Consider the following 24,978-nt stretch of genomic DNA (forward strand, 5'->3'; position numbering starts at 1 on the left):
CGGTGAATCCACCCGCGGCCGCGCGGGTACATTGGCTCCCAACCAACCGGTTATCAGGGAGGCAACGCCGCTATGCCCATCGCCATCACCGAAGAGCACAACGACCTGGCCGACTCGGTGCGCTCCCTGGTGGCGCGCGTCGCGCCGTCGGAGGTCCTGCACGAGGCACTGGAAACCCCGGTCCCCAACCCGCCGCCGTACTGGAAGGCCGCCGCCGAACAGGGTCTGACCGGTCTGCATCTGGCCGAGTCCGTGGGCGGTCAGGGCTTCGGATTCCTCGAATTGGCCATCGTGCTGGCCGAATTCGGCTACGGCGCCGTGCCCGGACCGTTCGTCCCCTCCGCCATCGCCAGCGCGCTGATCGCCGCGAACAGTCCGGACTCCCCGCTGCTCGGCGATCTCGCCTCGGGTGCCGCCATCGCCGGCTACGCCCTCGAGTCCGACCTCACCGCCACCCGCCACGGCGACGGCTACCTGATCCGCGGCGAGGCCCGGGCGGTGACCTCCGCCGCCCAGGCCGCACTGCTGGTGCTTCCGGTCGCCGGACTCGAATCGGGCAGCCTCGGGTGGGTCGTGATGGACGCCGACCAGCTCGAGATCGAACCCGTCACCTCCGTGGACCTGCTGCGCCCGGTGGCTCATGTGCGCGCCAACGCCGTCGAGATCGGCGACGACCGGGTGCTGGCCGCCCTGCCGGCATCGGCGGCCCGCGCCCTGATCACCACGCTGCTGTCGGCCGAATGCGTCGGCGTGGCCCGGTGGTCGACCGACGAGGCCTCGGCATACGCCAAGATCCGCGAACAGTTCGGCCGGCCGATCGGCCAGTTCCAGGCGATCAAGCACAAGTGCGCGGAGATGATGGCCGACACCGAACGGGCGACGGCGGCCGTGTGGGACGCCGCCCGTGCCCTCGACGAGGCGATCGAAAAGGGATTCGACAGTGCCGACGCCGCAGTCGAATTCGCCACGGCCGTCGCCGCCACCCTGGCTCCGGCCGCGGCACAGCATTGCGCCCAGGAGTGCATCCAGGTTCACGGCGGCATCGGGTTCACCTGGGAGCACGACACCAACGTCTACTACCGGCGTGCGCTGGCGCTGAACGCGGCGTTCGGTCGGCACGCCGACTACTCACAGCAGGTGGTCGACACGGCGACCACCACCGGCATGCGGCGGATGAACCTCGATCTGGACCCGGACACCGAGAAGCTGCGTGAGGAGATCCGCGCCGAGGTGTCCGCACTGAAGGCCATGCCGCGGGAGGAGCGGTTGACCGCCATCGCCGAGGGCGGCTGGGTGCAGCCGCACCTGCCCGCGCCGTGGGGGCGGGCCGCCAGCCCGATCGAGCAGATCATCATCGCCCAGGAGTTCAGCGAAGGCCGGGTCAAGCGCCCCCAGATGGGCATCGCCGCCTGGCTGATCCCCTCGATCGTCGCCTTCGGCACCGACGAGCAGAAGCAGCGGTTCCTGCCGCCGACGTTCCGCGGTGAGATGATCTGGTGCCAGCTGTTCAGCGAGCCCGGCGCCGGGTCCGACCTGGCGAGCCTGTCCACCAAGGCCACCAAGGTCGAGGGGGGTTGGCGCATCACCGGTCAGAAGATCTGGACCACCGCCGCGCAGTTCTCCCAGTGGGGTGCGCTGCTGGCTCGCACCGATCCGGACGCGCCCAAACATCAAGGCATCTCGTACTTCCTGCTCGACATGAACAGCGACGGCGTCGAGGTGAAACCGCTGCGCGAGCTGACCGGCAACGCGATGTTCAACACCGTGTTCATCGACGACGTGTTCGTGCCCGACGAGCTCGTGCTGGGCGAGGTGAACCGCGGCTGGGAGGTCAGCCGGAACACCCTGACCGCCGAGCGGGTGTCGATCGGCAGTAGCGAACCGGGCTTTCTGGCCAACCTCGACGGCTTCGTCGAATACGTCCGCGACGGGCACTTCGACCAGGCGGGTCAGCTTCGCGCCGGTCAGCTCATCGCCGAAGGCCATGCGGCCAAGCTGATGAACATGCGCTCGACGCTGCTCACGCTGGCCGGGGGCGACGCCATGCCCTCGGCGGCGATCTCGAAGCTGCTCTCGATGCGCACCGGACAGGGTTACGCGGAATTCGCGGTGTCCTCGTTCGGGATCGACGGCGCGATCGGCGATCCGAAGACACTGCAGGGCAAATGGGTGGAGTATCTGCTCGGCAGCCGGGCGACCACCATCTACGGCGGCACCTCGGAGGTACAGCTCAACATCATCGCCGAGCGGCTGCTGGGGCTGCCCCGCGACCCGTAGCCTCGGTTCGTGCACCCGGCGTCCTCCGGTCTCACGCTGCGTCAGCTGCGCTACTTCGCCGTGCTCGGCGAGGAGCTCAACTACCGGCGTGCCGCCGAGCGTCTGTTCATCACCCAGCCCGCGCTGTCGACGGCGATCAAACAGCTCGAGCACGCGTTCGGGGTGCAGCTGTTCACCCGCAGCACACGCGAGGTGACGCTCACCGATCTCGGTGCGGCGTGGCTGCCGCAGGTGCAGCAGGCGATCGCCGGCGTCGACGCCGTCGTGGAGAACCTGGTCATGCTGTCGGGCACCCGCCAGGGCGTGCTGCGGGTCGGGTACCTGATCGGCACGGGCGCCGATCTGCTGTTCCGGGTGGTGCGGCACTTCGAGGCCGCCTTTCCCGACGTCACCGTCGAACCCATCGAATTCGACTTCGCCGATCCCACCGCCGGACTGGCCGACGGCAGCACCGAGGTCGCGATCATCCGTCCGCCGGTCGATCTGCCCGAGCACCGCACGCTGATTCTCGATTCCGAGTCGTGGGTGGCTTGTCTGCCCCGGGACCACCGGCTGGCCCAGCGCACCGAGGTGGCGATCGGCGAACTGCTCGACGATCCCATCGTCTGCGCCCCGCTGACGGCCGGCACCTGGCGCGACTACTGGCTCGCGATGGATGTCCGCGGCAACCGTCCCCCGGCCATCGCGGCGGTCGCGGCGACGTATGAGGCCGAGACGACTGCGATCGCGCGCGGCTTGGGCATCAGCTTCACCACGTCATCGGTGGCCCGTTTCTACGACCGACCGGGCATCGTTTACGTACCGATAACCGATCGACCGCCGAGCCACACGGCGCTGGCATGGCATCCGGCGGGACTGTCACCGCAGGCCGATGCGCTGGTCAGACACGTGCAGTCGGAGTGGAGTTTCGGCGATCCGCCCGGCCGCGGCGACCGCTGAACCGGCACTGATAAGCCACCGTTATGAATAGATCAAAACATCGAACTTCCGGTGGACGGCGGGTGGCGTTTTCCTGTCTACAGGTGTTTTCCCAATGCCTTGACCTGGAGAGACCATGACAGACGCAATCACCTCCCGACACTCGGCGACTCATTCGTCTTCAGCGCTGGACGCCGAAGACGCCAAACTCGCCGAACTCGGTTACACCCAGAAGCTGGACCGTTCGGTCGGCAAGCTGGCGTCGTTCGCCATCGGGTTCGCGACGATCAGCGCCACCACCGCGGTGTTCACCGGATTCGGCGCCGGCTACTTCACCGCCGGTGCGCCGTTCGTGTGGACCCTGCTGCTGGCCGGCGCCGTCTTCGCGCTGTGGACGTTCATCGCCGCCGATCTGACCGCGAAACTGCCGCTGGCCGGCTACAGCTACCAGTGGATCAGCCGGATCAACGGGCCGAACCTGGCCTGGTTCACCGGCTTCATCGCCCTCATGGGCTGGGTCTGCGGGATGACCGGTGTCGGATTCATCCTCTCCGGCTACCTCGGCGGCCTGTTCGGCTGGAGCCTGACCCAGAGCACGCAGATCCTGCTCGCCATCGCGGTGGTGTTCGTCTGCGTACTGATCAACATCTACGGCGTCCGGTTCGCCACCATGGTCAACAACATCGGCGTCAGCCTCGAGCTGGTCATCACCGTCGGCGCCACCGCGCTGATCGCGATCATCGCGTTCTCCGCCCCGGAGAACCACCAGCCGCTCTCGGTGCTCTTCACCGGCGGTGAGGCCGGTGACAAGGACTCGTATCTGCTGGCGTGGCTGGCCGCGGCGCTCGGGCCGTTCTTCGGGCTGATCGGCGTGGAATCCGGTGCCGACGTCGCCGAGGAGACCAGGGACGCGCGGCGCGTCGTACCCAAGACGATGTTCTATGCCCTCGTCACCTCGATCGTCATCGAGTTCCTGATGTATGTGGTCTACGTGGTGGCGATCAAGGATCCCGTTGCAGTGGAAGCCAACTCGTCGGCACCCATCGAGGAGATCATCACCCAGCAGGCCGGTCCGGTCGTCACGAAGATCGTCGTGGCGATCGCGCTGACCAACATCCTGGCCTGCCTGTTGGCCAACATCCTGGTCGCCACCCGGCTCACCTATTCGATGGCGCGCGACAACATGCTGCCGTTCTCGCAGGTGTGGCGGCACGTCTCGCCGAGCCGTAAGACGCCGACCTACGCGGTGCTGGGGCTGGGTGTGCTCTCGGCGCTGCTGCTGCTCTCGGCGCTGGTCAACGAGAAGGCGTTCAACTACATCATCGGCATCGCATCGCTGCTGTTCTTCTTCGTCTACATCCTGCAGACCATCGGCCTGCTGGTCGGCTACCGCAAGGGCACCATCCCCGCGGCCGAACCCGGGACGTTCGACCTCGGCCGGTTCCGGCTTCCGCTGTATGTCACCGCGCTGGTCATCTTCCTCGCCGTGGCCGTCGCCCTGCTGTTCCTCCCCCAGTTCACCAGTAACAAGTGGGTGTTCCTGGGCATCGTCGCCCTGGCCGCGGTGTGGTGGGCCACCGGACTCAAGTCCCGGCTCGCCGCCGGGGACGCCGGCGCCGACTACGCCAAGACCCACGGTGGCTGATCCCGGGCCGGCCCCCGCACGCGGGAGGTGCCCCCGCCGCTCCTGCCCACCGAACCTCTGATCACCGAAAAGGATTGCCCGACATGACCGCAACAGCCCATTCCACCGACCTCGGTACCAGCAACCTCGTCGCCGTCGAACCCGGCGCGATCCGCGAGGACACCCCGCCCGGTTCGGTGATCCAGTACAGCGACTACGAACTGGACACCACCAGCCCCTACGCCGGCGGAGTGGCGTGGATCGAAGGCGAGTACATGCCCGCCGAAGAGGCCAAGATCTCGATCTTCGACACCGGCTTCGGCCACAGCGATCTGACCTACACCGTCGCACATGTGTGGCACGGCAACATCTTCCGGCTCGGTGACCACCTCGACCGTCTCCTCGACGGCTCGGCCAAGCTGCGGCTGGACCCGGGGATGACCAAGGACGAACTGGCCGAGATCACCAAGCGCTGTGTCAGCCTGTCGCAGCTGCGGGAGTCGTTCGTCAACCTGACCGTCACCCGCGGTTACGGAAAACGCAAGGGCGAGAAGGATTTGTCCAAGCTCACCCATCAGGTCTACATCTACGCCATCCCCTACCTGTGGGCGTTCCCGCCGGCCGAGCAGATCTTCGGCACCACCGCGATCGTGCCGCGCCACGTCCGCCGCGCCGGGCGCAACACCGTGGACCCGACGATCAAGAACTACCAGTGGGGTGATCTGACCGCGGCCAGCTTCGAGGCCAAGGACCGCGGCGCCCGCACCGCGATCCTGCTCGACGCCGACAACTGCGTCGCCGAAGGTCCCGGGTTCAACGTCTGCATCGTCAAGGACGGGGTGCTGGCCTCGCCGTCGCGTAACGCGCTGCCCGGCATCACCCGCAAGACGGTGTTCGAGCTCGCCGACCAGCTGGGCATCGAAGCCACTCTGCGCGACGTCAGCAGCCGCGAGCTCTACGACGCCGACGAGATCATGGCGGTCACCACGGCCGGCGGCGTGACCCCGATCAACACCCTCGACGGCGAGCCGATCGGCTCCGGAGAGCCCGGCCCGGTGACGGTGCAGATCCGCGACCGGTTCTGGGCCCTGATGGACGAGCCCGGTCCGCTGATCGAGGCGATCGAGTACTGATTCTTCGCGAGCAGCCGCACAAGTCCCCCGACCCGCCGCGCGGACGGGGGACTTTGTGTCTGCTCGACGGATTGGACGCACCCGCGGCCGGGCATGCGATCGGTATGACCAACGATGTCGAGAAACGCTGGCACGACCCGCAGGCGTTCCGAGCCGCGGTCACCTACGTGGTGGCGGTGGTCGCCCTGGCCGCCGTCGCCTTCGCCTGTTACGTGATCCCGGGCGGAAAACCGGTACTCGCAGCCGTCCTGGTGCCGGTCGTGCTGTTCGGTGGCGGCGTCGGCGCCTTCATCCAGACCTATCGACTGTGGAAGGCCGGCGGCACCTGGGTGATCTGGCAGGGCGCGGGCTGGTTCCTGTTCGCGTTGTTCCTGGTGGGGCTGTCGGTGCCGGGGACGGCGATCACCGGTTAGGGCACGATCGAGTCGACGTATCCCCCGTCGACCCGCACGGCCGCGCCGGTGGTGGCCGAGGCCAGCGGCGAGGCCAGATACGTCACCATGTTGGCGATCTCCTCGGGCTCGATCAGCCGCTGCAGCAGCGACTGCGGCCGGTGGGCCCGCATGAACTCCCGCTGCGCCTCGTCCCAGGGCAGCGACCGGTCCACCAACTGGTAGACGAAGTCCTCGACCCCAGCCGTGTGCGTCGGTCCGGCGATCACCGAATTGACGGTGACGCCCGTGCCCGCGGCGTCCTTGGCGAAGCCCCGTGACAGCGCAAGCAGCGCGGTCTTGGAGACGCCGTAGTGGATCATCTCCTGCGGGATGACGATCGCCGAGTCGCTGGCGATCTGGAGTACGCGTCCCCAGCCCCGCTCGGCCATCGCCGGCAGGTAGCTGCGGATCAACCGCGCCGCCGACAGCACGTTCACCTCGAAGTAGGTGCGCCACTGGTCGTCGGTGATCTCGCGGGCCGGTACGGCGCCGAAGATGCCGAGGTTGTTGACAAGGATGTCGACGTCGGGCAGCTGCTGCAACAGCTCGTTCACCCCCGCGTCGGTGGTCACATCGGCGGCCACACCGAGCACGTCACCGTCGATCCCGGCCACCGCGGCGTCGACGCGCTCGCGGTGGCGCCCGTTGACGGCGACCCGGGCGCCCGCGGCGGCGAGCCCCTCGGCGATGGCCAGCCCGATGCCCTGCGTCGAGCCGGTGACCAGTGCGGTCTTACCGGTCAGATCGATGTTCACGCCCACCTACGACGACCGCGCTCGCCGAACTATTCCGGCGAACCGTCGACGTCCATCTCGCGCAGTTCCCGTTTGAGGATCTTGCCGGTCGGGTTGCGCGGCAGCTCGTCGAGGAAGATCACCTCACGCGGCACCTTGTAGCGAGCCAGGTGATCCTTGACGTAGGCCTTGATGTCGTCCTCGCCGATGGCGGCACCGTCCTGTTTGACGACGAACGCGCGCAGCCGGTGTCCCCACTCCTTGTCCTCGACCCCCAATGCCGTCGCCTCGACGACCTCGGGGTGGCCGCTGATCAGATCCTCGACCTCGGCGGGGAACACGTTCTCGCCGCCGGACACGATCATCTCGTCGTCCCGCCCGGACACGTAGAGCAGCCCGTCCTCGTCGAAGTAGCCGACGTCGCCCGAGGACATCAACCCGTCGATGATCTGCTTGTGCCCGCCGCCGGTGTACCCCTCGAACGGGAACGTGTTGCCGACGAAGATGCGGCCCACCTCGCCCTTGGGCACCTCTTTGCCGTTCTCGTCGTACAGCTTGATCCGAACACCCTTGACGACGGGGCCGACCGTGGCCGGGTTCTTCTTCAGGTCCTCGGGCCGGGCGATCGTGGCGAACGCGATCTCGGTCGACCCGTACAGGTTGTAGACCACCGGCCCGATGTCGTTCGTCGCCCGCTGCGCCAGCTCGGCGCCGAGCTGCGAACCGGAGACGAACACGATGCGCAGCGACGACAGATCCGGCTTCGCGTCCATCTTCTCGATGTGGTCGAGGATGCGCGAGAGCATCACCGGAACCACGATCATGGCGGTGGCCCGGTGCTTTTCGATGTCGGCGAGCACCGTCGCCGGCTTGAAGCGGCGCCGCAGCACCAGGGTGGAACCGAGCATCATGCCGATGGTGGCGTGCAGATAACCCAGCGCGTGGAACATCGGCGCGGGCAGCAGCGTCACCTCACCGGATTTGAACGGGACGTGGGACAGCACCCCGCCGATCGGCGCCAGCGACAACGGCGACCTGCGGTTGGCGCCCTTGGGCGTACCGGTGGTGCCGCTGGTCAGGATGATGATCGACGAGTGTTTGGTCACCTTCGGCGCCGGCGTGCTCGACGAGCGCTCGACGATCGAGGCGAGCGTCTCGGCATCGCTTTCCGACGGCGCGTCCGAATCGGGGTTGGTGGGCAGCGCGCGCAGGAACCCGAGATCCGGCGTGGCCTGGGAGACCGCCTTGCTGTATTCGTCGTCGTGGATGATCAGCCGGGCGCCTTCGCGTTCGGACACCTCTTTGATCTGCGGGCCGGAGAATTCGCTGTTGAGCAGGATGATGCGCGCGCCGGTGCGGGCCGCCCCGTAGACCGCGACGAGGAACCAGCGGTGGTTACGGGCCAGGATGGCAACCCCGTCACCGCCTTTGACGCCCTTCTCGAGCAGCGCGTTGGCGACCGCGTGGGCGGCGTCGTCGAGCTCCTTGAAGGTCATCTCGCCGTCGTCGTCGATGACCGCGGCGCGGTTCGGGGTGCGCCGGGCGTTGAGCGCCGGGATCATTCCGAACTCACCCCACCGCCGCATATCGGCGACGAACGCTGCGATGTTCTGCGGCGGTTCGATCTGCAGAGCGCCGGCCTCGAACATCTTGCGTGCGTAATGCAGTTCGGCCGAGCCCCGGTCGAGATACTGCTTGGCCTTGGCGGCCGCCTGCAACGGGAGTTCGGTGAGCTTCGGCATGCGCACCACAATATGTGACTCGCGTCGCACCCCGGGTGGGTATCGCCGGTCCCTACCATGGCTGACATGGCCGGACCCCGATCGCTGGACATCGGCGGCCAAAAGCTGACCGTCACCCATCCCGACCGGGTGGTGATCGACGGCCGGACCCTGGTGCGGAAACTCGACCTGATCGAGTACTACCTCGCCGTGGCCGACGGCGCCCTGCGCGGGGTGGCGGACCGGCCGATGATCCTCAAACGCTTCGTCAAGGGCATCTCCGAAGAGGCGGTGTTCCAGAAGCGTGCGCCGCAGAAGCGACCGGACTACGTCGACGTCGCCGAACTGAAGTACGCATCGGGCACCTCGGCGAAGGAGGCGGTGATCCACGATGCCGCCGGATTGGCGTGGGCGGTCAACATCGGCTGCGTCGACCTGAATCCGCATCCGGTGCGCTCCGGGGATCTTGCCCACCCCGACGAACTGCGGGTTGATCTGGACCCGATGCCCGGCGTGGATTGGCAGCAGATCGTCGACGTCGCGTTGGTGGCCCGGGAGGTGCTCGAAGACCACGGACTGACAGCGTGGCCGAAGACGTCGGGATCGCGCGGCTTTCACATCTACGCCCGCATCGCCCCGCGCTGGCCGTTCAAATTCGTCCGGCTGGCCGCGCAGGCGGTGGCCCGAGAGGTCGAGCGTCGCGCGCCCGAGCTGGCGACCAGCCGCTGGTGGAAGGAGGAGCGGGAGGGGGTGTTCGTAGACTTCAACCAGAACGCCTTCGACCGCACGGTGGCCTCGGCCTACTCCGTGCGGGCGGTGCCCGATGCCCGGGTCAGCACGCCGTTGTTCTGGCACGAGGTTCCCGATTGCCGGCCCGAGGCCTTCACCATCGACACGGTGCCTGCCCGCGTCGCCGAACTCGGCGATCCCTGGGAGCCGATGGACGACCACGTCGGCAGTCTCGACGCACTGCTCGAGCTGGCCGACCGGCAGGGCCCGCCGGAGAAGGCCCCGCGCGGCGCCCGCAGATCCGAGGCCGGGTCGGGCGGGCGCCGGCAGTCGGTGATGCCGCTGATCGAAGTGGCCCGGACCAAGACCAAGGACGAAGCCCTGGCGGCGCTGGAGCTGTGGCGCAGCCGCCACCCGGAGGCCGCCGAGAAACTCGAACCCGCCGACATCCTGGTCGACGGGATGCGGGGTCCGAGCTCCATCTGGTACCGGATCCGGATCAATCTCCAGCACGTCCCCGAGGCTCGCCGGCCGGCGCAGGAAGCGCTGCTGGCGGACTACAGCCCGTGGGAGAACTACTCCGGGCACCAGTCCCGGAACCGCTGACGCACCCCTGCCGGTCCCCGGCCACGAGCACGATACCGAGCGGTAACAATTGCATCACGAGTCACGGGAATGCCTTTTCTTATCAAAGCATTAGCAGTAGCCACCCAGCCGCCTTAACTTCGACCCCTAATTTCGATGACAGGTTCAGGAAACAACCCCTGAATTGCAGTCACGAATTCGCCGGAGGGAGGCCGCTCATGACCCGCACGAGCCCGCCAGGAGCTTCACGGATTTCCGATGGTGCGTTCCGCTACGGCAATCCGGCATTCGACTGCGAAGGCGTGCGCATGCGGGCGCGCTGCCGCCAGCTCGCCACCGTCGTCACGGTGTCCGGGGACATCGACACCGCCAATGCGTCGTGCGTCACCGACTACGCCAAGCGATACGTTCTGGCCGAGAAGCCGTTCGTCCTCGATCTCAGCGGTGTGAGTTCCTTTGCCGCCGAATCGATCTCGATGTTCTTCGAGCTGGACGAACAATGCGCGGCCGCCGGCGTGGAGTGGTCAGTGATCGGCAGTCAGCCCGTCCTGCAGGCGATGCGCACCACCGGCTCACTCGACGACATGCCGGTGACCGCATCGGTGGCCGAGGCAATGCATCACTTCAGTGAAGGCATCCTGGCCCGCCGCCGGCTGCTCCCCCTCCTGACCAAGACCGCCTGAGGCCCAGAAAGGACCCCCATGCTTATCGACCTCCGCTGGCTCAGCTACCTCGTCAAGAGCCGCCGCCATTCCCTGCCACCGCTCGCAGCCCTCGCGAGCTGATCCCGACAAACGCCCGGCGCTTACGCGCCGGGCGTTTCTGTTTCTGCCGACACGTACCACCTGATCGAGATTCGACCGGGGATCGGCGGGGTAACCAGAGACCTTCGACCGCGGCTCCAGGATGGGGGGTCCAATGTCGCAGCATCACAAGATTCATCTCCAGCTCGCCGAGCTGGTCCGGGATCTCAGTCAGGAGGACCTCACTGACTCCGACGCGGTGCTGCGCGATATCACCGCCGCGGCGGCGCGCATGGTGCCCGGTGCCGACGCAGCCGGTATGACCATCGTCGAGAAGGGCCATAGAGTTCGAACGCTCGGTGGAACCTCGGCCTACGCCGACGTGCTCGACGACATCCAGAACCGTACCCAGGAGGGTCCGTGCCTGGAGGCCGCATGGGAAGACCACCTGGTCGAGGTGGCCGACCTCGGCCGGGAGACGCGGTGGCCCGCATTCGCCGCCGCGGCGCTGGCCGAGACACCGTGCCGCGCGTCCCTGTCCTTCCGGCTGTTCACCCACCGGTCGACGATGGGCGCCCTCAACATCTACGCCGAATCGGCACACGCCTTCTCCGAAGAGTCGATCGAGATCGGCGTCATCTACGCCACCCACAGCGCGGTGCTCTGGGAGGCACATCTGCGCGACAGTCAGTTCCGCAGCGCGCTGGCCTCCCGCGACCTGATCGGCCAGGCCAAGGGCATGCTGATGGAACGTTTCGGCATCGACGCCAGGCATGCATTCAACCTGCTCACCCGGCTGTCCCAGGAGTCCAACACCAAAGTCGTGGACATCGCCCGGCGGGTCGTGGAGGCCGAGCACCCGGCCGAGCACCCGTCGGAGGTCAGCGACCGTCCTTGATCCACCGCCACTGACCGGGCGTCCACTCGCCGGCATCGGGCAGTCGGTCGGTCACGGCGCGCACCACACCCGGCCACCACTGCGGGTGGTAGTCGTCGCCCGACAGCCATCCACCCGGCCGAACCTTCGGCGCCCACGCGGCGATGTCGGCACACACGCTGTCGTAATCGTGGCGGGCGTCGATGTGCACCCAGTCCAGTGAGTCGTCGCCGAAGAGTTGTGCCGCGGAGAGCGAGTCGCTGATCAGCAGCTGCACCGAATCACCGAAGCCGCAGGCCAGGATGTTGCGGTGCAGCAGTCCGGCGAAGGTGCCACCCCCGTATTCGACGGCCGGTCCATGGGCGTTGATCTGCTGGTTGCCCTCCGGACCGCTGCCCTGGCAGGTGTCGACGCCGAGGACGCCGATCGTACGTCCGGAGTCCCGCACCACCTCGGCCAGCGAGCACAGGCTGCGGCCCAGATAGCTTCCCACCTCGACGAAGCGCCCACCGTCGGGGAAGTGGCGCACGGCCTCCTCCTGGGCGGCACGCCAGCCGAACCAGCCGGGGATGTCCTCCCACCGCTGCACGGGTCGGGCGAACGGCGCGGACGGCAGACCGGGATCGGAGTCAGCAGACACCCCCACATCCTGCCGCCCACACCGACCCGGCCGGGCGCGGGGTGTCACACCGGCCAGGTCTCCCGGCGCTGCGCGGCATCCCAGAACATCCACTCGTAGCGCGATGTCGTCACGAAGTGCCGCCGCGCCGCCGCCTCGTCACCCGGGGTGAGGGTTGCGCCCACCCGGTCGGTGAGCGCCAGCACCTCCGCCACCGTGGCGCCGAATTCCTCGCTCCCGTAGCTGTCGATCCAGCGCTGATAGCGCGGATGGACCGATCCGCGAGCCGCCAGATCCTCGCCGACCCGCGCGTAGATCCAGTAGCAGGGCAGGATCGCCGCGAGTCCGTCGGCAAAGCTGCCGCCGTAGACGGTGGCGAGCAGATAACTGGTGTAGGCGCGGGTGGTCGGCGCCACGGACACGTCGGCGAGGGCCGCCGGGTCGATACCGAGTTCGGGCAGCAGCGTGCTGTGCAGCGCCAGCTCCACGTCGAACACCTCGGCGGCGTGGCGGGCGAACATCGCGGTGTCGGTCAGGGCGGGAGCCTTCGCGCCGACGACCGCCAGGGCGCGGGCATAGTCGCGCAGATAGTGCACGTCCTGGGCGATGTAGTGGGCGAACACCGGCTCCTCGAGGCTGCCGTCGACCAGTCCCTCGACGAACGGATGAGCCAGAATCGCCGCATAGATCGGCTCGATGTCGCGCCAGAGTCGCTGCGACCAGGCCTGCTGCGCGTCGTCCGGAGTGCTCATCGTCGTCAAGCTACCAATGTCGGGCGTACGTCACCGGCCGCCAGGGTTGAGCCCCCAGCCACCCGGGTAACGCACCACCGTGTCGAGCAGCGCGCCGCGGAGCGACGGATTCTTCGACGTCGTGATCGTGGGCGGCGGCAATGCCGGCATCAGCGCTGCCGCCCGGCTGCACCGCCGGGGCGTCGCCAGTGTCGCCGTGATCGAACCCCAGCGCGTGCACACCTACCGGCCGATGCTGTCCTACGTCGGCGGCGGGCAGGCGTCGCTGCGCGCCGCGGAGCGGACACAGCGGTCGGTCACACCCCGCGCGACAACCTGGCTGCCGGACTCGGCACTGTCGGTCGACACCGCGACCAACACCGTGCGCTGCGCGTCCGGGCGCAGCTACCGCTACGCCGACCTGATCCTGGCGCCCGGACTCGTCCCGGACACCGACGCGCTGCCCGGCACCCACACCGCGCTGGACGCGCCGGACGTGGCGAGCAACTACGCCCATCAGGCCGACAAGACCTGGCGGCTGATCCGTGACCTCCCCCGGGGTTCACATGCGGTGTTCACGGTGCCGCGCCCGCCGGTCAGTTGTACGGGCACCACCATCAAACCGCTGTTCCTGGCCGCCGCACACTGGAAGCGGGCGAATCGGTTGTCCGGCATGCAGATAACGCTCGTGGTCGACCGGCCCGCGCCGCTGGACTCCCCGCCGGTGGCCGCCCGCATCCGCGACGGTCTGCAGGATCTCGGTGTGCGCGTGCTCCTGTCCACCGCGGTCACCAGCCTGGCGCCGGCTCGCAGTGCACTCACGCTGAGCGGACCCGCCGGCGGCACCGAGGAGATGCACTACGACATGCTGCATCTGGTGCCGCCGTTCCGGGGGCCGCGCTGGTTGGAGAGTTCCGCACTCACCGCGGGGCAACCCCACGGCCTCGTCGACATCAACCCGTGCACGTTCCGACACCGACACCATCCCGGCGTCTGGGCGGTGGGCGACGCCGCCGCGGTCGGCACCGACCCGTCCGGCGGTGCGCTGCGCCGCCAGGTCAAAATCCTCGTCGACAACCTTTTGGCCGCCCGGGGCGGACGCGATCTGCAGGACTACGACGGCTACACCGTCGCCCCCGTCGCGACGGACGCTCACCTGCTGATCCCCGGCGAATTCGACCGCACCGGGGCCGTGACGTCGTCGCTACCGTCGTTCGTCGACCCGCTCAAGCCGCGCCGGCTGGCGTGGGCGTTCGACCGGTACGGTCTGCCGCAGTCGTACTGGCACCTGATTCTCAAGGGCCGCTTGTAGGGCCGGCTGTGGCGCGCAGACCGCCCGCCGCGGACCGGACGGTCCGGGTGACCCGGTCGACCAGCGGGCTGTCCAATTTCCAGCACTGCCAATACAGGGGTACGTCGAGATGGACCTCGGCGATCCGCACCAGCGACCCGTCGGCGAGCATCCCGGCAGCGAGTTGATCGGGGTACATCCCCCACCCCAGCCCCGAACGCACCGCCGCCCCGAAACCCTCGGCCGTCGGGACATAGTGCACAGGCCGATCGACCAGCCGCCCGAATGCCTTGCGCACCAACATGTCCTGCAGTGCATCATCACGATTCCACGCCAGCGAGGGGGCGCGCGCCGCCGCCTCGGCGGTGAAACCGCCCGCCAGGTGTCGCCCCGCGTACGCCGGGCTGGCCACCGGCACGTACCGCATCACGCCGAGTCCCTGTACCCGGCACCCCGGCACCGCGGCGCGCTCAGTGGTCACCGCGCCCATCACACTGCCCTCCCGCAGCAGCCGCGCCGAGTGGTCCTGATCCTCGATGCGAACGTCCCACCGGACGCCGTCGAGGTCAGCGAGCACCGCGGTGAACCACGTCGCCATCGAGTCGGCGTTGACGGCGACCGCGATCCGCGGATGCCGCCCGGTGACGCCGCCGGCCAGCTCGGCGAGCGCCTCGGCCTCCAGCAGCGCCGACTGCGCGGCAAGACGGATCAGCGGGCCAGCGGATGCGGTTGCGCGGCAGGGCTTCTCACGGACCACCAGGACGTGGCCGACCCGCTGTTCGAGCGCCTTGATGCGTTGACTCACCGCCGAGGGCGTCACATGCAGCCACTCGGCAGCGGCGTCGAAACTGCCGTACTGGACCACCGCGGCCAGCGCGGCCAGCTGGTCGGCGCCCAGGCGCATCCCCGGGCCGTCGAACCGTGCGGTGCTCATCGGTCCAATCTGGCCGAACACGCCGCGACCGGCGGTGATGACTCGCCGTGGGACCGCACGCAACTTAGGGTCGTCCCCATGAATCGTCTCGACCGCTTCTTCGAGATCTCCGAGCGCGGCTCCACGGTCGGCGCGGAGGTGCGTGGCGGCCTGGTGACCTTCATCGCGATGGCCTACATCGTGGTGCTCAACCCGATCATCCTGTCGAGCGCACCGGACGCCGACGGCAACTCCCTGGACTTCGCGCAGGTGTCGGCGACCACGTCGCTGGCCGCCGGCGTCATGACGATCCTGTTCGGCCTGATCGCCCGGCTGCCGTTCGCCTTCGCGGCGGGTCTGGGCATCAACTCGTTCCTGGCCACCACGGTGGTCGGCGATCTGTCCTGGCCGGAGGCGATGGGCCTGGTCGTGATCAACGGCCTGCTCATCGTGGTGCTGGCGGCGACGGGGTTGCGCCGCCTGGTGTTCGACGCGGTGCCCATGCAGCTGAAACTGGCCATCACGGCGGGAATCGGCCTGTTCATCCTGTTCATCGGGCTGGTCGATGCCGGCTTCATCAGCTCCACCGGTCTGGCGTCGCCGCCGGTCGGGCTGGGCGCCCAGGGGGCCGGGTCGATCACCACCGTCCCGACCCTGGTGTTCGTGCTGACCCTGCTGCTCACCGGCGTCCTCGTCGTCCGGCGGGTCCGCGGCGGCATCCTGATCGGCCTGATCGCCGGGACGGTGGTCGCGGTGATCATCGAGGCGATCTGGGAACTCGGATCGGCCCAGGAGCACGCCGGCGGGTGGAGCCTGTCGGTTCCCGCCCTGTCGGGTTCACCGTTCGCACTGCCCGATCTGTCGCTGGTCGGCGAATTCAGTCTGGGTGGCGCCTTCGGCCGCATCGGCATCCTGGCCGCGGTGATGCTGGTCTTCACGCTGGTGTTCGCCAACTTCTTCGATGCGATGGGCACCTTCACCGGACTGTCCCGGGAGGCCGGCCTGGCCGACGAACAGGGCACCTTCCCCCGGTTGAAGTCGGCGCTGATCGTGGAGGGCGCCGGCGCGGCGGTCGGTGGCGCGACATCGGCGTCGTCGAACACGGTGTTCATCGAATCCGGTGCCGGCATCGAGGAGGGGGCCCGCACCGGTCTGGCCAACCTGGTGACCGGGGCGTTGTTCCTGGCGGCGATGTTCGTCTCACCGCTGGCGTCGATCGTGCCGACCGAGGTCGCCGCGGCGGCGCTGGTGATCGTCGGCGCGATGATGGTCTCGCAGCTGCGCCACATCGACCTCTCGGAGTTCTCCGTGGCGCTACCGGTCGTGCTCACGGTCGCGACCATGCCGTTCAGCTACTCCATCGCCAACGGCATCGGGGTCGGGTTCATCGCCTGGGTGGTGGTGCGCACCGGCGCCGGCAAGGTCCGACAGATCAGCCCGCTGCTGTGGATCGTGACCGCCGGCTTCGTGATCTACTTCGCGCGCAGCTGGATCGAGTCGCTGATCGGGGTGTGACACGGCGTCGGGGGCGAACGTGACGGCGACATGCTGAAATCCCTTGACCTGCTCGGCCTTCGCCTTGCGGGCGTAGGTCTTGCGATCGGCAGCGGTCAGCTCGACGGCATCGGTGAACGGCGTCAGCAGCGCCCGCGGATAGAGCCGGTCGACGCGCACCACGTTGAGCTCGGCGCACAGCACTAGGCTCACCGAGATCAGATAGAGGAACGCCAGTAGACCGAGCACCAGGGCGAAGACGGTGTTGGTCGCACTCGCCGATGCGGCGGTGCGCGCCACGTATCCCGCACCGAACCACTGCAGCAGCTGCCAGAGCACCGCGGCGGCCAGCGCGCCGGGCAGCACCTGCCGATAGCTGAGGTGACGAGCTGTGGTGACCTTGAAGGCGACCAGCACGATGCCGGTGTTGATCGTGATCGTCAACACCACGATGCCGGCCGTTCCGAAGAATCCCAACCCGTTCACCGCCCGGCCGAACGCCGACAGCACCGTCGCGGTGATCGCCGCCGAACCCAGCACGAGAAGCAAAAGCAGGCTGCGGACCCGCGACCGGATCGGGTCGGGTCGCTTGTTGCGCGGTACCGCCCACACCGAGTCCATGGCGTTCTGCACGGCCACCCCGACCCCGGAGCCGCCGTAGAGGGCGCCCACGATGCCCACCACCACCGCAGCCACCCCGCCGCTGAGCTGTTGGGGCTCCTTGAGTTGTTCGCCGATCACCGGGAACTGGCTGACCGTCGACTGCAGCACCTGCTCCTGCAGATCCGGCCGACCGACGAGCAGCACGCCCAACGTGGTGGTCAGCAACAGCAGCAGCGGGAACAGCGAGACGAACGCGTAGTAGGTGATCAGAGCCGCCAGATAGCCGCCCTGATCGTCGATGTACTTGTAGATGACCGCGATGAGGTAGCCGGCGGCGCGGCTGCGCCGCTGCAGCCTGTCCAGCCAGCCGATCACGACACCGACCACCTCTCCCGACGCCGCGGGTCGACACCGTCTGCCGTAGATACCCAGCTTGACCGGCGCAGACACGTCCGGGCCGAGGGCGGGCGGCACCCGGCACGGACGCGCGCCGGTCCGTAGGGTGGTCGGGTGAGCGCGGCGTGTCGGGCCGGCGCGGGATAACTGACCCGTTTCAACCGGCCGACGCACCGGCAATACAGGGGCACAGATGCTCGATCACCCAGACGACACGACAAGGGGTTTCATGTCCCAGGCGGCAGAGTCGGAGCCCGACGAGATCGTCACGCCCGACGATCAGCCCAACGAGCCGGCTGAGGTCACCTACGACGAACACCTGCACCCGGCCCGGCCGCGCGCGCTGCGCTTCCGTCCGCGGGTGCGCACCCCGTTCGCCCGCCGCTCGCTGAGCCAGGACGGTCCGGCGGCCGGAGACAATCCGGCGTACGTGTCGTGGTTGCTGTCGCAGTCGATGCTCGCCGATGCCAACGCGATCAGCCAGCAGTTCTCGGGCCAGGGCTCGATGTGGCAGAACCCGTACGCCACACCGAGCCCGCGCGGTGCCGTGGAGACCGCGTCGGTCTGGTTCACCGCCTATCCGCTGTCGCTGATCACCAGGAGCAACGAGTCGTTCCTCAAAGCCATGGCCGACGAGGAGATGTGGAAGGCCTTCGCCGAGATCGGCATCGAAGGCGTCCACACCGGCCCGGTCAAGCGCGCGGGCGGCATCTCGGGCTGGCAGATGACCCCCAGCGTCGACGGCCACTTCGACCGCATCAGTACCGAGATCGACCCGGCGTTCGGCACCGAAGACGAATTCCGGCAGATGTGCGGCACCGCCGGCTGGTACGGCGGGACGATCATCGATGACATCGTGCCCGGCCACACCGGTAAGGGCGCCGACTTCCGGCTGGCCGAGATGAAGTACGCCGACTATCCCGGCATCTACCACATGGTGGAGATCGACCCGCGCGACTGGGAGCACCTGCCCGAGGTGCCCGACGGCGCTGACTCGGTGAACATCGACGCCGTCACCGAGGACTGGCTGGCCAAGGCCGGCTACATCATCGGCAAGCTGCAGCGCGTCATCTTCTACGCCGAGGGCGTCAAGGAGACCAACTGGAGCGTCACCCGGCCGGTCGTCGGTACCGACGGGGTCGAACGCCGCTGGGTGTACCTGCACTACTTCAAAGACGGTCAGCCGTCGATCAACTGGCTCGACCCGTCGTTCGCCGGGATGCGCCTGGTCATCGGGGATGCGCTGCACTCGCTGACCGATCTGGGCACCGGCGGGCTGCGCCTGGACGCCAATGGGTTCCTGGGTGCCGAGAAGGCCGCCGCCGAAGACAGCGCCGCCTGGTCGGAGGGCCACCCGCTGTCGGAGGCGGCCAACCACCTCATCGCCAGCATGGTGCGCAAAGTCGGCGGGTTCACCTTCCAGGAACTCAACCTGACCATCGACGACATCCGGGAGATCGGCGAGGCCGGAGCCGATCTGTCCTACGACTTCATCACCCGCCCGGGCTACCACCATGCGTTGGCCACCGCCGACACCGAATTCCTGCGCCTGACGCTGCGCACCACCCTGGAACTGGGCGTCGACCCCGCCTCCCTGGTGCATGCGCTCCAGAACCACGACGAGCTCACCTACGAGCTGCTGCACTGGTCCAACGGACACCGCGATGACCTCTTCGCGTACAAGGGTGCCGAGATCACCGGCGAAGAGCTCGGCGCCACCGTGCGGGCAGATCTGACCGAGAAGCTCACCGGCGAGAACGCCCCCTACAACCTGGTGTTCACCACCAACGGCATCGCGTGCACCACCGCCAGCGTGATCGCCGCGACGCTCGGGATCACCGCCCTCGACGACATCGGCTCGGATCCGGTGCAGATCGACCGCATCCGCCGGGCCCATCTGCTGCTGGCGATGTTCAACGCCCTGCAGCCGGGCGTGTTCGCGCTGTCGGGTTGGGACATGTGCGGCATGCTCACGCTGCCGACGTCGCAGATCACCCAGCTGCTGCAGGGCGGTGACACGCGCTGGATCAACCGCGCGGCCCACGATCTGATGGGCGTCAACCCGACCGCAACCCAGTCCTCGGCCGGAATGCCCAGGGGCCGAAGCCTTTACGGGTCCATCCCGGACCAGCTCGGCGACGAGACCAGCTTTCTGCGACAACTGCAGGCCATCCTGCGGGTGCGGTCACACTACGGCATCGCCACCAGCCGCCAGATCGACATCCCCGAGGTGTCCCACCGCGGCATGCTGGTGCTGGTCCACCAACTGGCCGACGCCGGACAGTATCAGCTCACGGTGCTCAACTTCGCCAACGAGGAGGTGGCGGGCACGGTGCGGTCCAAGAAGCTGCCCCCCGGCTCGGCGGTATCGGACATGTTCACCGGCAAACCGCTCGCACACGTCGACGATCTGCACAGCTTCGCCGTCGAGATGCCGGCCCACCACGGGATGTCGCTGCTGGTCGAGGCGCCCGTCGCCGAAGAGGACCCGGAGCCGGCGGGCTAGGAGGGCCGACCCGTGCCCGGCAGGGGTGCGGCTTCGACGTCGGCCAACTCGGTCAGGCCGCTGATCGTCAGCACCGGCATGAGATAGGGGTGGGCGATCAGCCGCAGCCGCTCACCGCCGTCGGCGTGGATCGCCAGCGCGTTGATCGCCGCGCTGTCGAGGTATTCCACCGCACTCAGGTCCACGGTCACCGCATCGCCGTTGCGTCCGGATCGGTCGAGAAGTTCACGCAGCGCCTGGGTGAACGCCTCGACATTGCTCAGATCGATCTCCCCGGTCGCCACCAGTAGCGGCGTGCCGTCGCCGCCGTGCCCGCTGTCCAGCGTGAGCGATGTGGCCATCAAGAGATCCTTGCCGACAGGTCGACGGTCGTCCCGCCGGTGTCGGAGTGTATCGAGAAGTCGTCCATGAGGCCCCGCATGAGCGCCAGACCCCGGCCGCGGCGGATGTTCTCCCCGGGCCGGTTCTCCTTCCAGGTGCCGGTGTCGGTGACGGTGACACGGAGCTGATCGACGAAAGCACAGGCCCGCAAGGTGACCGTACCGTCTTGTTTGTCGCGGTGGCCGTGTTCGATGGCATTCGACACGGCCTCACCGACCGCGATCAGCACATTCTGCACCTGTTCGGGATTCACCCCGACCCGGCTCAGCCAGCTGCGCAGCTCCGAGCGCGACGGGGCGAGCTGATCGGTGTGGGCGGGGAAGGCCATCTCCAGCGGACCCGGCTGACGATAGAGCAGCAGCGCGACGTCGTCCTGATAGCCGCCGTCGGGCTCGAGCCCGGACATCAGATCGTCGGCCATCTGGTCCAGGTCCACCGACCGGCCCGCCCGGACCACGTCGGCGGCCCGCATGATGCCCTGGTCCAGCGAGGCCCGGCGCCGCTCCACCAGGCCGTCGGTGTAGAGCAGCAGGGTCGACCGGGGCGGCATCGTCACGTGCGCCTCGGGGTGTTCCTGTGCGGTGCGCAGTGCCAGCGCGAAACCGCGGCCGCCGTCCAGGACGCGGGTCATACCGGCCGAGTGGACGAGAATCGGGGGCGGGTGTCCGGCACTGGAGTACACCAGATCGCCACTCGACGGGGTGAGCACCGCACAGAAGACGGTGGTGCACCGCGCGCCGGGCAGCCGGGCGGCGAACCGATCGAGACCGGCCAGCACCGCCCCCGGGCTCGGATTGTCCAGCAGCAGTGCGCGGCAGGCACTGCGCAGCTGGCCCATCACCGTGGCGGCGGCCAGATCGTGCCCGACGCAGTCCCCGACGATCAGCGCCATCCGCCCATCGTCGAGATCCACGACGTCGTACCAGTCGCCACCGATCTGCAGCGGGCGACTCGCCGGCTGGTAGCGCACCGCGAATCCGCCGGGCAGGTTGTCCGGTCCGAGGATCGAATGCTGCAGTGCCAGAGCTGTTTCGCGCTGCTGGTCGAGCTGGTACACCCGGTGCAGACCCTGACTGAGCCGGCCCGCCAGCACGGTCAGCAAGGTGTGGTCCTCCGGGGTGAACGGCCGCCGCTCCGGCAGTTCGAGGTAGACGACCAGCACGCCGCGGGGATGTTGCACCGCGATGCCCGCCGTTCCGGGCGCGGCGCTCTGCGCGGCACCGGGGCCGGCGTCGCGAAGGGCGGTGATGTGGCCCGCCACCGCGCTGGGCAGCTCGGACCAGTGTGCCGGTTCGCCGGCCACCTGCAAATCAGGGGTGTCGCCATCCACGTGCGACGGGCGACCGACCGGGAAGGTGGCGGCCACCACGCGGTGCGCCTGCCACACCTCGCGCATCTCCCGGATCGCACCGGCCAGCGCGTCGTCGAGCGTATCGGCCTGCGCCAGTTGCCCGTTGAGGGCCGCCAGTGCGCTCTCCCGCTGCACCGTGTAGTGCTCGGCGGTGACGTCGCGGAACGTACCGACCATCACCTGCCTGCCGGTGTCGGGATCGTGGGCGGGATTGAAGTTCGCGGTCACCCACAGGCGGTGGCCGTCGCGGTGGGTGACGGGGAACGTGAACTCTCCGTGGACCTTGTTCATCAACCCGGCGAACGCCTCGAGGATCTGGCCGTGCGCCTCGGGTTCGTTCTCGGCGTCCGGCCACCACGGATGGAGCGGCTGATACGGCAGACCTTCGGGGCCGTAGCCCAGGATGTCGGTGAAGGCGGAGTTGATCTCCACGACGGCGCCCGATTCGTCGCTGACGAAGAACGCCTCCTGCAGGGAGTCGACCAGCGCGGTGCGCCAGCGCGCATGGTGGTTGCGCAGCCGGGCGAGTTCGACGTTGGCGCGGACGCGGGCCAGCAGCTCGGCGGCGGCGAACGGTTTGACGAGATAGTCGTCGGCGCCGGCGCTCAGGCCCTCGATCGACGCCTCCTGCCCGGCCCGCGCAGACAACAGCAGCACCGGCAGTGCCGCCGTGCGGGAGTCGGTGCGCAGTGCTGCGAGCAGCTCCAGACCGTCCACCCGGGGCATCATCACGTCGCTGACCACCAGATCGGGCGTCTCGGCCCGGACCGCGTCGAGCGCCTGTTGACCGTCGGTGACGGCGGTGACCCGGTATCCGGCCGTGCGCAGCAGGTTGGTCAGATAGTCCCGCATGTCGGCGTTGTCGTCGGCGACCAGCACGTGGGCGGGCGGGGTCGCGCCGGCGGCGGCATCGGTGAGCGCCGGGGTGAACAGCGGCGACGAGTCCCCGGGTTCGGGCTCCGAGGCGGTGGGCAGCCAGCGCAGCGCCTCCTGCACGTACGGATCGGTGACGCCGGAGACGGTGCGGGGCGCTCCCGGCGCGGCGATATCCGTGTCGGACAGATGGGTTGCCCCGAAGGGCACCCGGATGGTGAAGGTCGACCCTGAGCCTTCGACGCTGTCGGCGCTGATGGTGCCGCCGTGCAACGTGACGAGTTCCCTTACCAGCGCCAGACCGATGCCACTGCCCTCGGTGGAGCGGGCGCGGGCATTCTCGATGCGGTGGAAACGCTCGAACAACCGAGGCATCTCGGCGGCGGGTATCCCCACCCCGGTGTCGGTGATCGTGACCGTCGCCTGACCGTTCTCGCGGGCCACCCGCACGCCGATCGATCCGTCGAAGGTGAACTTGAGCGCATTGGAGAGCAGGTTGAGTACCACCTTCTCCCACATGTCCCGGTCCACGTAGACCGGTTCGTCCAGCGGGGGGCAGTCCACCTCGAAACTCAGGTCCGCGCGTTCGACGGCCGAGCGGAAGACGCTGGCGAGTTCGGCGGTGACCGCCGCCAGGTCGACCGGCTCGAAGTGGGCCTGCATCCGGCCGGCCTGGATCCGGGAGAAGTCCAGCAGGGTGTTGACCAGCTTGGCCAGCCGTAATCCGTTGCGGTGCACCAGTTCCAGCTCGGTCTCGGCTTGGCTGTCCAGGCCGGCGCCGCGGGCACGAAGATCCGCGACCGGACCCAGGATCAAGGTGAGCGGGGTACGGAACTCATGGCTGATGTTGGAGAAGAAGGTGGTCTTCGCGCGGTCGAGCTCGGCCAGCTCCTCGGCGCGCCGCTGTTGGGCGGCATAGCTGCGGGCACTGCCGATCCCCGCGGCGAGATGACCGGCCACCAGTTCGACGAAACCACGGTAGGACTCGTCGAGCCGGCGGTGGCGGTTCAGCGCGGCCACCAGGAAACCCACCGGACCCGCGCCCTGCTGGGTGAGTGGTACGACCAGCGCCCCGGTGGGTGGTTCCGCCCAGGCGCCGGTCGGCAGGGCCAGCGACTCGCCGTCGAGTTCCATCAGCACCGACTCCCCCGCGGCGGCCTGCTGCGTCGGCCAGACCGAGAAGCCGTCGACGCGGATCGACGTCGGCGCCGCGGGGTGACCGGCCTCGATGCCGCTCACCCCGGCCAGTCGGGCGTCGCCGCGGTCGTCGAACAGATAGGTCAGCGTGAACGGGAGGTCGTAGGGGTTGCGGGCGAGCTGCCCCGCCGCGAAGTCGAGCATCTGCCGTTCGGTGCGTACGACGGTGGGGTCGGAACCGAGGTCGCGCAGCGTGGTCATCCGCCGCTCGCCGATCACCCGCTCGGTGTCCTCACTGACCACGCACAGCATGCCGACCACGTCACCGGTGTCATCGCGCAGCGGACTGTAGGAGAAGGTGTGATAGGTCTCCTCGGGATAGCCCGACCGCTGCAGGAACAGCCGCAGCGCGACATCCCAGGTCGCCTTCCCGGTGGCGAGGACACCGTCGATGCGGGGTCCGATGTCGGGCCAGATCTCGGCCCACACCTGGCTGGCCGGACGCCCCAGCGCCCAAGGGTATTTGCGGCCCAGCGTGTCGCGCCGGTACGCGGCGTTGCAGAAGAAGGTGAGCTCGGGTCCCCACGCCATCCACATGGGGAAGCGCGACGACAACAGGATGCTGACCGCGGTCCGCAGACTCTGCGGCCACCGGTCGGGAACCCCCAGTGGAGTGGCCGACCAGTCGACCGCCGCGAGATGCCCACCGACCTCGGGGTCGGCGGCGAAGACCTCGCTGTCAGCGCCCGCCGTCGCGTTGTGGTCGGCGTTCTCCGTGCTCACCCACCCTGTCCCTTCGTGAGCCCTCGAGCATCCGCGTCCCGGCCCTCCGCACACTAGTCGACGGGTGTCTACCCACCGGTGACGTCGTTCATGCGCCGGCGGACAATCGCCGAGTGACTGCACCG

Annotated in this window: 18 protein-coding genes and 1 pseudogene; 11 read left to right on the plus strand and 8 right to left on the minus strand. The window is 68.5% G+C overall.

The window, feature by feature from the left end:
* Positions 1 to 72 precede the first annotated feature (72 nt).
* The 5 genes from ACN27E_RS15800 (at position 73) to ACN27E_RS15820 (ending at position 6,365) form a co-directional block, all read left to right on the plus strand.
* Positions 73 to 2,277 carry an acyl-CoA dehydrogenase gene (locus ACN27E_RS15800; RefSeq protein ID WP_422742852.1) on the plus strand — a complete coding sequence of 735 codons (2,205 nt, stop codon included), beginning with the start codon at positions 73 to 75 and terminating at the stop codon, positions 2,275 to 2,277.
* A gap of 9 nt (positions 2,278 to 2,286) precedes the next feature.
* Positions 2,287 to 3,216: a LysR family transcriptional regulator gene (locus ACN27E_RS15805; RefSeq protein ID WP_422742853.1), complete on the plus strand. Its 930-nt coding sequence runs from the start codon at positions 2,287 to 2,289 to the stop codon at positions 3,214 to 3,216.
* 115 nt (positions 3,217 to 3,331) lie between these two features.
* On the plus strand, positions 3,332 to 4,840 hold the full coding sequence (locus ACN27E_RS15810) for an APC family permease (RefSeq protein WP_422742855.1): 1,509 nt from the start codon (positions 3,332 to 3,334) through the stop codon (positions 4,838 to 4,840).
* A gap of 83 nt (positions 4,841 to 4,923) precedes the next feature.
* On the plus strand, positions 4,924 to 5,952 hold the full coding sequence (locus ACN27E_RS15815) for an aminotransferase class IV (RefSeq protein WP_422742857.1): 1,029 nt from the start codon (positions 4,924 to 4,926) through the stop codon (positions 5,950 to 5,952).
* A gap of 104 nt (positions 5,953 to 6,056) precedes the next feature.
* Positions 6,057 to 6,365 carry a hypothetical protein gene (locus ACN27E_RS15820; RefSeq protein WP_422742858.1) on the plus strand — a complete coding sequence of 103 codons (309 nt, stop codon included), beginning with the start codon at positions 6,057 to 6,059 and terminating at the stop codon, positions 6,363 to 6,365.
* Here ACN27E_RS15820 and ACN27E_RS15825 read toward each other — a convergent pair.
* Together ACN27E_RS15825 and fadD2 are read right to left on the minus strand one after the other, a co-directional pair.
* Positions 6,362 to 7,141 (minus strand): SDR family NAD(P)-dependent oxidoreductase, encoded by a 780-nt coding sequence (locus tag ACN27E_RS15825; RefSeq protein WP_422749903.1) that lies wholly within the window; start codon positions 7,139 to 7,141, stop codon positions 6,362 to 6,364. The genes ACN27E_RS15820 and ACN27E_RS15825 overlap by 4 nt on opposite strands.
* Positions 7,142 to 7,170: 29 nt before the next feature.
* Positions 7,171 to 8,862 carry a long-chain-fatty-acid--CoA ligase FadD2 gene (fadD2, locus tag ACN27E_RS15830; RefSeq protein WP_422742859.1) on the minus strand — a complete coding sequence of 564 codons (1,692 nt, stop codon included), beginning with the start codon at positions 8,860 to 8,862 and terminating at the stop codon, positions 7,171 to 7,173.
* Between the two features lie 57 nt (positions 8,863 to 8,919).
* Here fadD2 and ACN27E_RS15835 point away from each other — a divergent pair, with 57 nt between their 5' ends.
* From ACN27E_RS15835 to ACN27E_RS15845, 3 genes are all read left to right on the plus strand, one after another.
* Positions 8,920 to 10,176: a DNA polymerase domain-containing protein gene (locus tag ACN27E_RS15835; protein ID WP_422742860.1), complete on the plus strand. Its 1,257-nt coding sequence runs from the start codon at positions 8,920 to 8,922 to the stop codon at positions 10,174 to 10,176.
* A gap of 197 nt (positions 10,177 to 10,373) precedes the next feature.
* A complete protein-coding gene (locus ACN27E_RS15840) occupies positions 10,374 to 10,838 on the plus strand; it encodes an STAS domain-containing protein (protein ID WP_422742862.1) in 465 nt (154 codons plus the stop codon).
* Between the two features lie 235 nt (positions 10,839 to 11,073).
* Entirely contained in the window at positions 11,074 to 11,796 is a 723-nt protein-coding gene (locus ACN27E_RS15845) for a GAF and ANTAR domain-containing protein (RefSeq protein ID WP_422742863.1), read from the plus strand.
* Here ACN27E_RS15845 and ACN27E_RS15850 read toward each other — a convergent pair.
* Both ACN27E_RS15850 and tenA read right to left on the minus strand, forming a co-directional pair.
* Positions 11,780 to 12,415, minus strand: coding sequence for a class I SAM-dependent methyltransferase (locus tag ACN27E_RS15850; RefSeq protein ID WP_422742864.1), 636 nt, complete (start codon positions 12,413 to 12,415; stop codon positions 11,780 to 11,782). The two genes, ACN27E_RS15845 and ACN27E_RS15850, sit on opposite strands and share 17 nt — an antisense overlap.
* 44 nt (positions 12,416 to 12,459) lie before the next feature.
* The gene (tenA, locus tag ACN27E_RS15855) at positions 12,460 to 13,146 is read right to left on the minus strand and encodes a thiaminase II (RefSeq protein WP_422742866.1); all 687 of its coding nucleotides are present in this window, start codon (positions 13,144 to 13,146) and stop codon (positions 12,460 to 12,462) included.
* Positions 13,147 to 13,225: 79 nt separating this feature from the next.
* Here tenA and ACN27E_RS15860 point away from each other — a divergent pair, with 79 nt between their 5' ends.
* A complete protein-coding gene (locus ACN27E_RS15860; RefSeq protein WP_422742868.1) occupies positions 13,226 to 14,437 on the plus strand; it encodes an NAD(P)/FAD-dependent oxidoreductase in 1,212 nt (403 codons plus the stop codon).
* On the opposite strand, the gene ACN27E_RS15865 is transcribed toward ACN27E_RS15860, so the two are convergent.
* Positions 14,421 to 15,350 carry a LysR family transcriptional regulator ArgP gene (locus ACN27E_RS15865; RefSeq protein WP_422742870.1) on the minus strand — a complete coding sequence of 310 codons (930 nt, stop codon included), beginning with the start codon at positions 15,348 to 15,350 and terminating at the stop codon, positions 14,421 to 14,423. The two genes, ACN27E_RS15860 and ACN27E_RS15865, sit on opposite strands and share 17 nt — an antisense overlap.
* A gap of 78 nt (positions 15,351 to 15,428) precedes the next feature.
* On the opposite strand from ACN27E_RS15865, the gene ACN27E_RS15870 reads away from it, so the two are divergent.
* Positions 15,429 to 16,844 (plus strand): NCS2 family permease, encoded by a 1,416-nt coding sequence (locus ACN27E_RS15870; protein WP_422742872.1) that lies wholly within the window; start codon positions 15,429 to 15,431, stop codon positions 16,842 to 16,844.
* A gap of 15 nt (positions 16,845 to 16,859) precedes the next feature.
* Here ACN27E_RS15870 and ACN27E_RS15875 read toward each other — a convergent pair.
* A pseudogene (locus ACN27E_RS15875) lies at positions 16,860 to 17,801 on the minus strand (YihY/virulence factor BrkB family protein); the annotation flags it as partial.
* 250 nt (positions 17,802 to 18,051) lie between these two features.
* Here ACN27E_RS15875 and treS point away from each other — a divergent pair.
* A complete protein-coding gene (gene treS, locus ACN27E_RS15880) occupies positions 18,052 to 20,328 on the plus strand; it encodes a maltose alpha-D-glucosyltransferase (RefSeq protein WP_422742874.1) in 2,277 nt (758 codons plus the stop codon).
* Here the strand turns inward: treS and ACN27E_RS15885 are convergent.
* Both ACN27E_RS15885 and ACN27E_RS15890 read right to left on the minus strand, forming a co-directional pair.
* Positions 20,325 to 20,669 carry an STAS domain-containing protein gene (locus ACN27E_RS15885; protein WP_422742875.1) on the minus strand — a complete coding sequence of 115 codons (345 nt, stop codon included), beginning with the start codon at positions 20,667 to 20,669 and terminating at the stop codon, positions 20,325 to 20,327. The genes treS and ACN27E_RS15885 overlap by 4 nt on opposite strands.
* Positions 20,669 to 24,853 carry a SpoIIE family protein phosphatase gene (locus ACN27E_RS15890; RefSeq protein WP_422742877.1) on the minus strand — a complete coding sequence of 1,395 codons (4,185 nt, stop codon included), beginning with the start codon at positions 24,851 to 24,853 and terminating at the stop codon, positions 20,669 to 20,671. Before ACN27E_RS15890 ends, ACN27E_RS15885 begins: the two co-directional genes overlap by 1 nt.
* Between the last annotated feature and the right edge of the window lie 125 nt (positions 24,854 to 24,978).

The organism is Mycobacterium sp. WMMD1722, from assembly GCF_049315205.1.
In the GTDB taxonomy this organism is placed as follows: domain Bacteria; phylum Actinomycetota; class Actinomycetes; order Mycobacteriales; family Mycobacteriaceae; genus Mycobacterium.